Below are 13637 nucleotides of genomic sequence, written 5' to 3' on the forward strand. Positions count from 1 at the left end.
ACAGCGGGCACAGCGTCGCCGGAGCTGATCAGGGTGACACCGGTCATGCCCCATCTGCGCAGGAGGGGCCACGAGAGTCCTCAGTGAGCACGCATGAGAGTGGAGATGCCTCCGGGGACGACCATGGAGGCGAAGATGGAACCGAGGGTGAGGCTGGCGACGGCGGTGCTCCTACTAGCGGTCCCGCTCCTTCGGCACCCACCGGTGGCGGTGCAGCGGCTACGCCCCAGGCCCCTGAACCCGAACAGGGTGTCAACACTGACACACGCACCAGTGTGGTGAATCAAGGTTCTGACAACAACCGCTCTGCCGGATCAGCACCTGATGAATCCCGGGCACTAGATAGCCTCCACGGGGACAATTCTGAACACGTGCCCCCGAGCCGAGAGGCCAGCCGGGACGCGTCCATGACTGAATCATCCCCTGCCCGGGAGCAAACAGAGACCTTCGCAGTAAAGCCGCAGACTCAAACTGCTGTTGCCGCGGCCCCCGAGGACCCCACAGCGACTGCCTCCAGCACCCCTGCACAACCGCAGACCCTACGATCTGAACCGGATGCCACAGAAGCCCAAAGAGTGGAGCCCATCGCATCAGTCTCATCAGAGACACCGACAAGGAAAGGCCCCACTGCTGAGCCGTCTCCCCCGAAGGGGATACCAGACTTGGACGCTGATGAGCCTGCCCGAAGCCTGAGGGACACTCCGAAGGATTCACGGCGTATGAGCGCGCCGAAGCGTCGTAGTCTTAGTGGTATACCGGATCTGGAGGAGGACTGATCATGGCTATGACAGCTGCCCAGGAGGAACGTGAGCGCCGGAAGGACCCACGCTCCAAGCGGTACACCGCGTACTCCTCACCTGAGTCCAATGTTCACCTCACCGCAGTGGATTCAGACTATTCTGAGCCCATGAGTGGGCTTCAGCTGGCACCAGATTCCGGGACATTCGACTACCCGCCGCCGTTCTCCACAGCCGAAGAGGCAGTGGAGTTCTACTCGCGCGTGGACGTTCCCGATGACTACACCTCAGCGGTCGGTGAAGCATACCGTCGCCAGCGCCAGCAGCGTATCGAGCAGTGGCGGGACGCCCAGGTGGCCCAACGGCTCGAAGCTGTGAGTCAGGACGACGCGGCTCGTCAGGCCGTCGTTGTGCGCCAGGAGGTCGAGGATATGGCTCCCGATGATTCGGCGGTGGGGCCTGAGATCAACCGGCGAGACTTCGGGCAGTTAGCTCGGGCGTCCATGCTCGCTGAGACAGCAGAGATCTTCTCGCAGGCAGGAGAAGACCACCAGGCACAGCGCCTGCGCAGCGCTCAGTTCATCCTGGCCGGTAAACGCTTCACCCTCGATGAGGCACACATCAGCGCTGAAACAGCAGAGGACGCTCGGGATATTCGTGATCACCCGCAGGAGGATGTCGCCCGGGTCATCAGGGATGAGCTGGTCCCGCAGCTCCAGTCTCTCCGAGCAGAGAGCACGCAGCAGCAGGCTCAAGTCCATGAGCTGATGGAGGGACAACTCGCTGAGATCGTCACCCAGCTCAGCCGCAGCGGCGACACCAGCGAGGCATCTCGGCAGCTCCTGGAGGTCATCAAGAAGAACTCCGGCACCTCGCTGGATAACGACGTGGCCAGCTTCAAAATGCTCTCCCGGAAGCTCGAACACCTCGCGTCGCGAACTGACCATCAGACAGCACGTGTGGACCACCAGACCGATACGCTCAACTACACTGCGCGGGAGGTCGGTGATCACCTGGGGACGCAGGCGTGGAAGATTCACGACGCCGAGATGCAGATCGGGGATAAGCGGCGGCAACACGACTACAAGCACGGCGTGCCAGTTCGCATCACCAAATAGCGGGAGCTTAGGTCCGGCTTCGGTATGCCTTGACGATGTCCTGACTAATGCGCCCTCGGTCACCGATTGCGTAGCCCTGGTCCTTTGCCCATCGTCGGATAGCAGTGTTCTGATCTTTCATCTTCGGCGGGGCCGTGGCACGTGCCTTGCGGACGTAGGGCTTGAGGGCATCACGTAGAGCTCCGGCGTTTTCGGGGCACAGGTCGATCTCAAACCAGCGGCCATCGATGCCGAAGGTGACGGTGGAGGCGCCCTCGGTGCCATCTATGTCGTCGAGCGTGACGACTCGCTGTCTTATAGCCATCTTGTAGTCCTTTCGGTAGTGCAGGAGGAAGGGGCTGTGGGGTCGCGCTCTAGCGGCAGCTGACAGTGCCAGCGCGGCTACTGGTGTAGCCGAGGCCGTTTGAGATATCGAGATCAGCGAAGTTCGGCATGGCGAAGGAAGCTCCGCTCTCTTCGAGCATTGTGATGAGTTCCTTGACACAGGAGCCGTCGTACTCAGCTGCGGACGCCTGGAAGGAGAACGGTGTGGCTGTCCGGGTTTCACTCTCATCCACGAAGCGCAGTGCCAGAGTGAGAGGTGCCTCAGCATTCTCTGCGATCAGGTCCGGGTCGACGATGAATCCCACAGGGTGCTGCTTAAGGTTCAGGAGTGTATTTCCGTCGATGGCTTCCTGGGTTTCTGGGGCAAGGGGGGCGGAAAGACTCGGGGCGACAGTCTCGCCAACGTGCATCTCCGAGGGGGCCCAGCCAGCGGCAACAACGCCTGAGTGGAAACGCTCCAGGGTGATGCGCTCACCAGCAGGGTTCTCCAGCCATGCATCCTCGATGAACGGTAGCGAATCGCCGCCGTCCCCGCTGTAATTCGTCTCGAAACCGAATACGGGTACGGGGATCACGAAGTCACCTGTCGGATCGTAGTTCTCATCCAGTCCAGGGCCTGCCACGACCTCTCCTAGGGGCTGGGCATCAGGCATGGCGTAAGCGACCGAGTCGAAGCTGCGCCAGGTTTCCCACTCGCTGGAGAATAGGAAAGCGTCGTCGCGCTCGTTCCAGTTCTGGCTGAAGTCGACATCGGAGAAGTCACCGGCGCCGTTGACTCGCCATTCAGGGAAGTCAGTGTCACCGATGGTGTAGAACACGACTCGCCCGTCCTCAAAAACGTGGATGTTCTCGGCGGTCTCCAGGTCGGTGGCCAGGTTCTGTTTTGAGCGGAGGTCATCGTGGATACCGTGCTTGGTGAAGATGTCCTCATCAGTGGGGGTGGGGTTGGCTGCGGCCTGAATCTCGTCCTGCTGGGACGCGATGTTCTCTGCGGGCTCTGCTGACTGCGCTGGGTCGTCTCCTCCGCAGGCCGTCAGTGCCAGCCCGACAATAAGCAGCCCTGCAGTGAGGGTCTGTGGGCGGATAGTGGAATGCATTTCGCTTCTCCTCGTGTCAGTGGTCTGTGGTAATGCGATGGTCACAAATGATTGCGGCCGCATGTCTCACATCGTGAGACTTCGCCCGGATTCCTGTTATGGAAACGTCCAGCTATTGCTCAGACTAGCTGCATTCCCCAATCAAGTAGGTGCGTGTCCATGTGTTAAGTCGGCGGACCAGAAATAGGACTGGGCCTATTCGCATTTGTGGAACGCTCCATAAGGCCCGGGAGGTCAGGACTAAGTCCTGGACCGTCCTGGACTCAGTCCTGACCTGAGGTTTTGCGTCCCTCGGCGCGGAGCCTGGCGGGCAGTCTGACTCTGGACCGGATGGCACCTGAGTCCATCACTAAGTGTTTTTCCGGGGTAGGGGACCCATAGCCGGTCACGGCAGAGGGTGCTGAGATCAACGGAGTGTGGTCCCCCTGTCTCAGCCACCATGGTGTGCCGGCAAGCACCGGGGCCGTCCTTAGGGGCGCAGAGAGGTCCACTCCGGTGTGTGGGGTGAAGTCCCCATCCATCTCCACTAGAGATGAGACTCGGGATGCTGCCGGGAGGACCACGTTCAGGTCATGGAAAGACTCGGTGAGTTCCCCGGTGGGAGTGAACCAGTCCTCCCATTTGGCAAACCCAATCCGCTGTCCAGGTGAGTCCTCCCCACGGGCCGGCCAGTTCTTCAAGGCGTGGTAGAGATGCCGTTGAAGGTACTCGTGGCTGGCTGCAGTGGAGGTCTTGGCGGGGGCGGAGACGAAGACCACGACCAGCCCAGTCTCATCAAGCGGCTTGTTCATCATCATGGTGGCGTAGCGCTGGATCTTCTTGTTGAACGACTCCGCACTGGCTGATGCCTGAAGCTCCACCAACACGCGCAAGCCGTTGCGCAGCATGATCGCGGCATCGGGTCGAATAGGGTTGCGCTCCCGTCCGCTGATGGTGGCGTAGTCCTCGGGGAACATCATCTGCCCGTTGCACCACTTTTCCCCCAGCACCGTAGAACAGGCTGAGAGGCTCTCTGCCGCCCGTAGAGCGACCTCAGCGGCCAGGATGTTGTGTCGGTCCAGATAGCCCGTCATGGGCCAGCGGAACTGCCCTCCGTCGCATTGGAGGTACTCAGCTGAGGTCCACGAGCGCCCGAACACTCGACGTATCGCCCGGCGAGACACCAGCCGGTAGGCGGTGTGCTGGTCTGCCAGCTCCTCCATGTTGAAGGCGTACTGCATTCGCCCGATTTGGATCAGCCCAGCGGAGAACAAGTCCATGACCACCTGGTCTGACGGTGATGCGAGCTGCCGGTAGCCGGTAAAAGCCGCCATCTGCTGAGCGGTGACGATGCCCCATGAGTCCAGCACAGAGAGCATGGCCACGTAGAGCTTCGCTGGCTGGGAGCGAAGATGTGTGATGGCGGCTTTAGAGTCGGGCCGGAAGCCCTCGGGGTAGGCAATGCTGGAGGCGTCACAGCGGTCTCGTAGTGACTGTGCGGAGTCCCATGCGACATGCGATCCGCGCTCCCACATGCCCGCGTAGTAGGGGTCTAGGCGGCGCTGGTGCTGACCTGTGGCAGGTTTAGGTGCCTGCTCTCCCAGCCGTAGTCCCGAAGCGCTTCGCAGGTAGTCCGGAGCGCCAGCGTAGAGCGGGTCAGATGCAGGTGCTGTCCCTGCCCCCATGGGGTCATCCAGGTCATCGAGATCCGGCAGCAGAAGCTCATCATCCTCGGCATCCTCAAGCTCATCAAGGTCAGGCAACAGCGCCTGCGAATCCTGCTGGTCATCGTCATCAAGGTCCGGCAGGCCATCCCATTCAGGCTGTAGTGCAGGGGTCACTCAGCGCTCCTCTCTGCTGCTGGTCGGGCCTGGAAGATCAGGTTCAGCAGGTGGTGGCACTGGGTGGCTGAGGTGCCTGCGGTCGGCTTGTGAGGAGGTCAGTAGCCAGCACAGGACATATGCGGCTGAGAGCAGCAGGATGCCATGCTGAGGGGTGCCGCGGGCGCCAGCGAGTGACCAACACATCAGGGAGGACCACAACCCGAGTGCGCACGAGTGAGCCGCCACGCGCCAGGGGTCGTACCGTTGCGGAAGCACCGGGGCCAAAGCGATCATCACAGGGGTGAACATGGTGATGATCGCTACCGCGATCACGCTGATGATGTAGAACGCGTCAAGCGATTGCTCGCTCACGACTGGACCTCCTGTGCGTGTTCCTCAGCAGGATCTGGTGGGCTGCCAGGTAGGAGAGTGCTGCTGATCAAACCCCCGAGCAGCAGCACTAGTCCAAGCACAGCAAGTCCGGGTGCAAACTGTTGGGAGAGCGCGGTGGGGGAGTAGACATCGATGAGGACCATCAGCAGGATCAGTGCGCAGGTCAGGAAACTCAGCGAAGCAGCCCGTAACCGCCAGGCGTTGGTGCCGGTGAGAAGGCGCATCAGTAGTGCCACCAGGGTGCACGGCAACAGTAGTGCGATGCTCAGTAGCGCCATCGTGGATGCCACAGAAGTCATCGCAGTCCTGCGATCGCGTCGAAGTCTTTAACGGCAACGACCACTGTGGGCTGCGGGCGGTCCTCGACCTGGGTGCGAAGGGCCAGTTCGTACTTGTTTAGTGCCGCCAGATCCTGCGGCGAGACCTCAGAGTTCAGCTGCTTGGAGACTACTTCCGCCTGGTCGATGGCAGGCTGAATGAAGCTTCCCACGGTCGCATAGGTCATCACTGATTTCAGCAGCTTCGCCAGCAGTAGTTCCGGCTCCTGAGTGGCGAAGAAGGTGCGCACACCGTAGGTGCGTCCCTGGGCGCGCCAGGAGACCAGAATGTCCGGGGATGAGCCCTGCAGCATGGCCAGCTCATCGGCGAAGATGCTCACACTCTCCCCGGTGTCCTCCCAGTTGGTGCAGACTTCCATGATGGCCGCGTGAAGAGAGAACACCAGCATGCGAGTCAGTAGCTGAGTCTGTGACTCAGCCATTCGGCGGAAGCCCTCGACGCTGCCGGTATTGACCACTACTGAGCGCTTGCCGTTGAGCACCTGGTGCCAGGACGCCTGCCGGCGTGCGGAGGTGAAGTAGAAGCCCATACTGCGAAGGTCATCGACCTTGTTGCGTGGGGCTTCACAGTAGGTGGCGCGTGCAGCGGCGGACTTCGAGGCGATCACACCCATCGCGTCTTGCGCAGCCAGAGCGTCCTCGTGCTCAGCTGCTGAGAGTTCCCGTGAGGAGTACTTGGTGTAGGCACCCAGAGTGGCCATCAGGTCCTGGAAGGGCTCTTCCCCCAGGCCGGCCAGGAGAGCGTGTGCGTAGTCGTGGACGCTGACATCAGGGTGGGTGAACAGGCGTTTGCCCTCCGGGGAGCCAGCCCACACCTGGTCGATGATCTGGTGGTCCATGAAGCAGAACGCCGCAGTGTAGACCGCGCGCAGAGCTTCGCGGGAACGGTCACCGACAGCGCCCTCATCGTAGGCGTAGACGAAGCAGTCCACAGCGTGCAGAGCACGCTCACGAAGTGGCGCATTGATGTAGAACGGATCGATGGCAATCGAGTCGGGGTCACGGGCGGTGATCAAGGCACAGCGGTCACCGTAGTACTCAGCCCATCCGAGGTATCCTGCAGCGCCTTTGCCCTTGGTCTCAAAGGCGATCAGGGCCGACTGTTCCCCGGGCCGATCCGGGTGTCCACTTGGCTGAACACGCTCCTGGCACAAGAAACCCCAGAGCCCCTGCAGAAGCGAGGTCTTACCTGAGCCCGGGCGACCGAAAACCATAGTGCCAAAGCGCATCGCGCGTGAGGGGATAGGTACTGGCTCCCCGGCGGCCTCACCGATGATCAGACCGTCAGCTTCCAGCAGTTCAGGGGTTGCCGCACGTTCAGCAACACCGGCACTGGAGACCAGAGAGGAGCCGTGCGGGTTGGCCATGGAGGTGAAGGTGCTGGCACCGAACTTGAACACGTCATCAGCCAGGGGATACCCGCCGGGCCTCTCTTTGATGTGTCGGGGCTGACGCGGTGATCCGGTCTCCCGGTCGAAGCCGCGCTGCTCCCAACGTTCACGCTGGGGTGCTGCTGGCTTCCCTTTGCGTTGAGCAGGCGCAGGCAGCGCCCCAGTGGTCCTCAGGGAGCGTTTCAACCTCGCCACAGGAGACGCCAGCACACCGCGCAGACCCCCGGCAGCAAAGCCGACCACCGGGACCCACAGATACGACCAGACCAGAGCAACTTGGTCCTGAACATCGATCTCCGCGGCCTCTTTCAGGCTGTCATAGAGCGCATCAGGGAACGGTACTCCCAACATCCACAGTGCGGCGAGAACACCTGCCAGAAGGAAAGACCGCACCGTCCCGCGCGCCACCTTTGGCACCGGTCGAGCACGCACATCAAGGTCGAATCCTGGCATGCTCGACGCGAGAAGCCCTAGCGCCTCGCAAGCATCCTGAGTGGTCGGCCCGCCAGCGTAGAAGGACGCGGCCACCACCCCCTGACGGATCGAGTTATGCGTCGGAGCAGCTGCATCATGGCGGTGCTGCAACCAGCGCATATGCCATTTGGTCTCATTGCTGGTCGGTGCACGGAAGCTGACACCCACCCAACACCCAGGCGGCATGGAAGTGGAGAGCACACGGGCAACCTCAGCAGGATCAGCCCCAGCCTGAGTTGAACCCACCAGCGCCTGAGAGTTCAACACCAACTGAGCAAACCCACGACTCTGACGCACCTCAGCAGGAAGCTCATCAAGTCGCCGGGACCGGGTGCCGAATGCCTGCCCCATCAGTTGGGCAGACTTCTCGTTGACGCTGGTGTCAAGACCCAGCACCGGGGTGTAGGACCCCTCGCCCCTGACCGCGAACAGGCACGCGTGCTTATCCCTGGAGAACACGCCCCCTTTGGGGGCGGCAGCAGCGGCCGCTGAGGAAACTCGGGTCGAATACGCGGCAGGATCCGAAGCAGCATCGGTGGAGCGCTCAAAGGAGAACAGCTGGAACATCAGACACGCAATCAGTCGATGACAAGGGGCACAGGTGTTCCCCATGTGCATGACACATCATTGGCCGCGCCCACCCCGGCAATCTCAGACTCTGAGACGTCCAGTGCATGTGGTCGATCGAGATTCCCCGGGCCGACCTCCCGAAGGTAGGCCGAAACCCCCGCGTCTCAGAATTTGAGAAAGCGCGGCGGTTCACCAAGACCCAGGAAGCCCCTCAAGTGTTGCTGTGGCCGGGTGGCGGACCGCTCGGGCACCCTGGGAGCCTGCCGTGTTTCGCGGCGCTTCAGCTTCTCGCATTCACCGCATCCCCGGGTTGCCGGGGTTGGGTGTCTGCTCGTGAGGCGAAGCTGCTTCACGGTGGCAGGCTCCCAGGGTGCACCTCGCTGGGTCCGCGCTTCGCATTGCGCTCCGTTCCGCTGGCTTGGCAGAACACCCCATCGGGGGTGTTCTTTTGGCGCTTGGCGGAGGTCGCTGCATGCGAAGCAGGTGTGCCCGGTTGGGTGTTGCTGCTGGTGTGGCTGGGGAGTCTGTGGAGTGTGTGCAGGCTGCTGGCATGGGCGAAGCCTCATGCCGGTGCAGGCTGCTGGTTCCTTGATGTGTGCTGGCTGCTGGTGGCTGTTTGCCCTGGCGGGATGCGTAGCGTGTCTCGGGGCGGGATGCGTGTGGCAGTGATCAGCAGCGCAGCTGCTGGAGACTCTCAACCGTGGGGTAGCTTCTGGGAGCCGCAAGGCCATGGAACAGGAAATGGCTACAAGCAGGAGATGGCTACGAGCAGGAGTCGCCCCGGAATCAGCAAAGGGGGCACACCCGGTGAGACGCGGCAGATGACCAGTAGACGGGGTGCAGTGATGCACTGGTGTGCATCGCAGGCCCCGTCTACGGAAAGTCCACGAGCAGGGCGCTGCATGAGCTCACATGTAGGAGACCGAAGGGAAGAAGACCACACCAGGGCAGACTGATGCACCGATGTGCATTCGGCTGCCCGGACGCGGCAAGGACACCACAACACTCCAGGATGCAGACGATGGACCCCGGTAGAGACTCTCACACGCGAGAGTGCGCGCAGACTGCTGGGACAGCGTGGAGACCACCAGATCTGAGACTGCTCAAAAGGGTGGACCAGCAGGCCCACAAGCATGGCGAAGATACGCCGCGGCAGTGACACCACTAACAGCATCAGCAGCGCTACGCCACGCAAGCCCACCCGCACCGCACAACGCCAACCAAGCAGTCTCCCCGATGGGAGACTGCGAACCCAAGCTACGCAGACTGCTGAGGGCTTCGCCGATGCGAAGCCAACCGCAGTCTGCCAAGCCCGGCACGAGCCGGGCTGAAGAAACCGCTGCGAAGCCCCTAGCCGTCTGCTCGATACGCAGACAGCTAAGGGCGCAGCAGACCGCCGCACTGCGGTACCGGCTCAGGGGAGGAGCCGGTACCGCAGTGCCAGGTGAGGGGATGAGTCGGGAGTTGGGGAAGTCAGGAGTTGGGCAGGCCAAGGGCTGGCCTAGCGGCGTTGGTCGAGATGGTGGTCATCTCGACGTAGTGTTTCAGTTCCTCAGCGGTGACTTCGGTGCCCTGACTGGCGGCGTATTGGGGTGCAGCCATCAGCAGCATCAGCAGTCCGGGATCCTCGCGCGTTTCGAATCCTCGGCGTCGGTGAATGAGTCGGCGGATAGCTTGGGCGCAGATCTCCACAGCGCCTGAGCCTTCAGCTTCGACCATGCCGGTGACCGTTTCGATGCACTGCTCTAGCGAGACTGTCGCGGCTGCACACACGACTGCGGCCTGGAAGCTCAGGGGCTGATCGATCGCGTCATGGTCGAAGGCTGTGAGTTCGTCCTCGAAGAGATCGTAGAGGTCGCGGTACGCCGTCAACGTCGCGATGTTGGTCCCGTTAGCGGTGACTACCTTCGCTCCCTCAGGACCTTCGCGAACATCAAGATGGCGCCATGGATCAGCCTCGTTGAGACTGTGAGCCAGCAGGTAGGGAAGGGATGCCAGCAGAAGGATCGCCGTCTTCTTCGACCCGCCGTTGTCCAGGCTGATGAAATCCTCAATGTCGCGGTATCGCGCTTGAACCTCTGCTGGGGGCAGCAGGGGCTCATTGAAGGTGCGCGCGAAAGCCATGCAGTAGGTGTATTGGTTCATTGAGCATCTTTTCTAGCAGGGAGAAACACGGCGGGCCGGACTATACACCGGCATTATGCCCCACCGTTAAGTCAAGGGTGAAGGGTTGCCCGCATACCGGATCGTTTGTGAACACCACCAATTGCTTATAAGCCAGTGAGCCCTGCCTAAGACAGGGCCGCCACCACCGGCCCAGGAGAAGCATTGGATAATCCTCGAATCGGAATCGTCGGCGCCCCTGAACTGGCGCAGATGTTTGATGAAGCCGGAGCAACAGTGTTCACCGGCGAGACAGTGAAAGAGGCTGTCAAAGGAGTGCGCGCTGCCTTCAGCGAGGCACCCGTGCCGATCATTGTTGCCGACACTGATGAGTCACCAAACCTGGGGCAGTGGGCCGAGAAAGTCGCAGCCGCCTCCGACCAGCCAGTAGTGCTGATCTTCGAGGGACAGTTCCCCATCCACATCACCTCAGAGAAGCTGGTGCGGCGATCATTACCGTCCACCCTCGATGAGATCGCAGAAGCAGCGAAACTCCCGCCGATGTACGGCGACTCCGCGAACTGGATCTACCCCAAGCCGGCCAGTGAGGACATCCCCGACCTCGACCTCATGGATGAGACAGAGGACACCGAACCAAGCAGACCGCCTGCCCTTGACGATCTGCCAGACGATGATCATCAAGGCCAGGCCGGCTATCCAGAAGACCTCCAGCCCCGGGAGCTCACCCCGCGCTCGGCTGCAGATACTGACGATGACGACATGTGGGACTCCACGCGTCGTGACCCCACCCCACGCCGGGTCGAAGAGCAGCACTCTGCCTCGGCGTATCCAGCAGCTGATGAGCCCCGACCTGCTCACCGCAATGCCGCACCGCGCAGCGCCTCACCATACGAGGACAACGAGCCTGCCTATCCCAGTGACCATCGCGACAACGACTGGGAGGACCAGCCCCATACCCGGCGCAGCGCACCTGGGTCCTACAACGATGACGACCCCCTGGAAGTCACCAGGAGCAGGCAGCAGGAGCGGGACTACGGCGGTGAAGAACTATTCGCCCGCGGCAAGCGACGCCGAGCACCTGTGGTGATCTCACTCTCCGGCAAAGGCGGAGTCGGCAAGACCACCACCGCCATCCAGACCGCTGTTGCAGCCGCCACCGCAGGCCTGACCGTGGCACTTGTTGATGGCAACGTCGGACAGGCAGATATCGGCAAGTACCTCCGGCTCCAGCGCTCATCGCACTACTCCACTCCGACCATCAGCGACTTCCAGGCCGGTAGGGAACTGCGCCACACCGTCATCGACGCAGAGACCATGAACGAGCTTCGCCCAGAAGAGTCCGGAGAGGTCCCCGCAGGGCTGTTCGTTCTACTGGGGCCAGAAGACGATGACAGCAACGCCAGGAATGTCACGCCTGAGGACTACATGCACGCAGTCCAGCAGCTGCGAGACAAAGTAGACCTCGTCGTCACTGACTCCCAGATCGTGGAGAACGTCGACTACTCCGGCATGGTCGAGCGCTTCATCATCCCTCTGCTGGATGACGGCGGATACGCCATTGCGGTCTCCGACCAGACCAACCCCGGCATCCGCAACACCCTCCAGCGTCTGGGCATGTTCGTCGCCCATGGAGCGGACCGCCGGCGACTGCTGGTCTTCATCAACAAGGCCAACCCCGCCAGCTACAACAAGCTGCACCAGATTGGTGAAGAGACCATCCACCGCAAGCGCGGCGTCTTCGTGGGGGTGGTCCGCCAGACCGAAGAGATTCAGGATCTGATGAACCAAGGGCAGGTCGAGCTGGACAACGTCGACTTCGACGAGGTCATCGACGAGATCCTCTACACCATCACTGGCAACGAAGCCTTCGACAACGACTACTCCGAGATGCGTGAACGCATGGGCGAAGTCGCTCGCAACGGCAGCCAAAAGAAGCCGGGACTGCTCGCGCGGCTGCTGGGGCGCCGATGAGTCAAGTGCATCCGGCCCTGGCCCGATATTGCCAGAACCTCCAGAGCATCTGGCACTGCGTGAACACAGAGGACCTTGGCGCCCCAGAGCAAGCCCATGCAGTGCTCATCCTGCCGATGTTCGGCTGGTTCGACGTCGGAGAGGCAGTGGGGAAGAAGAACCTCACTCCAGAGGGTGAACGGTGGCTTATGCCAGCCCGACTGGAATGGGACATCCCAGCGGTTAGCTTCTTGCCTGTAGGCCAAAGCCTTACAGCCTCATGGACCACCACTGCACCCGGCGTTCAGCGCCAAGGGAGCGTCATTGTTACAGCACTTGAGGCAAGTGTGACGAAACATGTCCAGTCCCAGTTCGAGGCCATTGATCCGCCCTCCAAACAGGCCCTGGAAATCGCTCGCAGCAACGGAAATGAAGCAATAGACGCACTGCGAGGATCACATACCAAAGCTATCTGGGAGATCACTGAGCATTACCTGAAAGTTTCCGAGGAAATGCTGGAGAACTCTCACCGGAAATACCGGGGGGAGGTCTATGAGACCAGGCGTATTTGGCACGAAAACTGGGTAGATGAGCAGGACCGACAGGACATCATCAATAAGGTCATCTTCGGGGACTCTACTGACCCTTCTGAGTCCGACCTAGGACGCATGCTAACCCGTCACATGGAACCTGGAGCGTTCCACAAAGCTGATCCTATGCGTGTCGGTTCAGCCACGATCGCTTTCCATATTCGCGAGACCCTACGTAGCTTGATTGGGGAGCCTCGACAGGGATCAAGAATCCGCGCTATCGCACAATCCATAGGCAGCACCAACATCGATGAGGTGCGCAAAGAATGCAATAGAAGACTGGCCCCTGGCGGGGGACGCCTCTCCGCTGAACTCGTCTCCCGGGCACTGTATCCCCAGCCCAGAGCCACCAAGTCGATCACTCCCGACGACGAGGATGTCTCAACGAAAATGGCGGTGAGGCAGATTTGATTCGCGGCGGTACTTTTCCCAGCACGGAGGCGATGGTTCGTTCAGCCGAGGAGGCACGACGAAAAAACCAGGCCTACCGGACAAGAATTCTCTACCAAGTTCACCGCGGAGAGCGCACTCCGTGGGATGTTATTTCTGACGCCGTCGAGGACTCTAGGCTCCGACCAATCAGCCTGCGGAGCCTGTTTCTAGCAGCGTCCCTCATTGGTGATAAACAAATGCGAGATGTTCTCGCGAAAGCTTGGGAAATAGCCCATCCAGGCGTTCCGCAACGTCCTCGTAAACAATCCGTCGGCTGGTTGGTTAAAGATGTGTTCC

11 protein-coding genes are annotated in these 13637 nt (G+C 61.2%); 4 read left to right on the plus strand and 7 right to left on the minus strand.

Annotation, left to right across the window (positions count from 1 at the left end; translation table 11 throughout):
* Together ABEA23_RS10865 and ABEA23_RS10870 are read left to right on the plus strand one after the other, a co-directional pair.
* On the plus strand, positions 1-776 hold a 776-nt coding region (locus tag ABEA23_RS10865), incomplete at its 5' end, for a prolipoprotein diacylglyceryl transferase (RefSeq protein WP_345478029.1).
* 2 nt (positions 777-778) lie between these two features.
* The gene (locus ABEA23_RS10870; protein WP_345478030.1) at positions 779-1855 is read left to right on the plus strand and encodes a hypothetical protein; all 1077 of its coding nucleotides are present in this window, start codon (positions 779-781) and stop codon (positions 1853-1855) included.
* Positions 1856-1862: 7 nt separating this feature from the next.
* Here ABEA23_RS10870 and ABEA23_RS10875 read toward each other — a convergent pair whose 3' ends face one another.
* From ABEA23_RS10875 to ABEA23_RS10905, 7 genes are all read right to left on the minus strand, one after another.
* Positions 1863-2159, minus strand: a complete 297-nt coding sequence (locus tag ABEA23_RS10875) for a histone-like nucleoid-structuring protein Lsr2 (protein ID WP_345478031.1) — start codon at positions 2157-2159, stop codon at positions 1863-1865.
* Between the two features lie 49 nt (positions 2160-2208).
* On the minus strand, positions 2209-3276 hold the full coding sequence (locus tag ABEA23_RS10880) for a hypothetical protein (protein WP_345478032.1): 1068 nt from the start codon (positions 3274-3276) through the stop codon (positions 2209-2211).
* 263 nt (positions 3277-3539) lie between these two features.
* Positions 3540-5096, minus strand: a complete 1557-nt coding sequence (locus ABEA23_RS10885) for a hypothetical protein (RefSeq protein WP_345478033.1) — start codon at positions 5094-5096, stop codon at positions 3540-3542.
* Positions 5097-5450 (minus strand): hypothetical protein, encoded by a 354-nt coding sequence (locus ABEA23_RS10890; RefSeq protein ID WP_345478034.1) that lies wholly within the window; start codon positions 5448-5450, stop codon positions 5097-5099.
* On the minus strand, positions 5447-5770 hold the full coding sequence (locus tag ABEA23_RS10895) for a hypothetical protein (protein WP_345478035.1): 324 nt from the start codon (positions 5768-5770) through the stop codon (positions 5447-5449). The genes ABEA23_RS10890 and ABEA23_RS10895 overlap by 4 nt, the downstream gene beginning before the upstream one ends.
* Positions 5767-8241, minus strand: a complete 2475-nt coding sequence (locus ABEA23_RS10900; protein WP_345478036.1) for a hypothetical protein — start codon at positions 8239-8241, stop codon at positions 5767-5769. Before ABEA23_RS10900 ends, ABEA23_RS10895 begins: the two co-directional genes overlap by 4 nt.
* Positions 8242-9717: 1476 nt before the next feature.
* A complete protein-coding gene (locus tag ABEA23_RS10905; RefSeq protein WP_345478037.1) occupies positions 9718-10389 on the minus strand; it encodes a hypothetical protein in 672 nt (223 codons plus the stop codon).
* 183 nt (positions 10390-10572) lie between these two features.
* On the opposite strand from ABEA23_RS10905, the gene ABEA23_RS10910 reads away from it, so the two are divergent.
* Positions 10573-12339 carry a CpaE/TadZ family protein gene (locus ABEA23_RS10910; protein ID WP_345478038.1) on the plus strand — a complete coding sequence of 589 codons (1767 nt, stop codon included), beginning with the start codon at positions 10573-10575 and terminating at the stop codon, positions 12337-12339.
* Between the two features lie 59 nt (positions 12340-12398).
* Complete coding sequence (locus ABEA23_RS10915) at positions 12399-13319, plus strand: hypothetical protein (RefSeq protein ID WP_345478039.1); 921 nt, start codon at positions 12399-12401, stop codon at positions 13317-13319.
* The last annotated feature ends 318 nt before the right edge of the window (positions 13320-13637 follow it).

Source organism: Nesterenkonia rhizosphaerae (assembly GCF_039544555.1).
Lineage (GTDB): Bacteria > Actinomycetota > Actinomycetes > Actinomycetales > Micrococcaceae > Nesterenkonia > Nesterenkonia rhizosphaerae.

What these genes read in the sequence shown, in the direction of transcription:
- ABEA23_RS10880 (WP_345478032.1), bottom strand. Translation starts at nt 3,276, where the DNA reads ATGCATTCCACTATCCGCCCACAGACCCTCACTGCAGGGCTGCTTATT.
- ABEA23_RS10900 (WP_345478036.1), bottom strand. Translation starts at nt 8,241, where the DNA reads ATGTTCCAGCTGTTCTCCTTTGAGCGCTCCACCGATGCTGCTTCGGAT.
- ABEA23_RS10875 (WP_345478031.1), bottom strand. Translation starts at nt 2,159, where the DNA reads ATGGCTATAAGACAGCGAGTCGTCACGCTCGACGACATAGATGGCACC.
- ABEA23_RS10895 (WP_345478035.1), bottom strand. Translation starts at nt 5,770, where the DNA reads ATGACTTCTGTGGCATCCACGATGGCGCTACTGAGCATCGCACTACTG.
- ABEA23_RS10905 (WP_345478037.1), bottom strand. Translation starts at nt 10,389, where the DNA reads ATGAACCAATACACCTACTGCATGGCTTTCGCGCGCACCTTCAATGAG.
- ABEA23_RS10870 (WP_345478030.1), top strand. Translation starts at nt 779, where the DNA reads ATGGCTATGACAGCTGCCCAGGAGGAACGTGAGCGCCGGAAGGACCCA.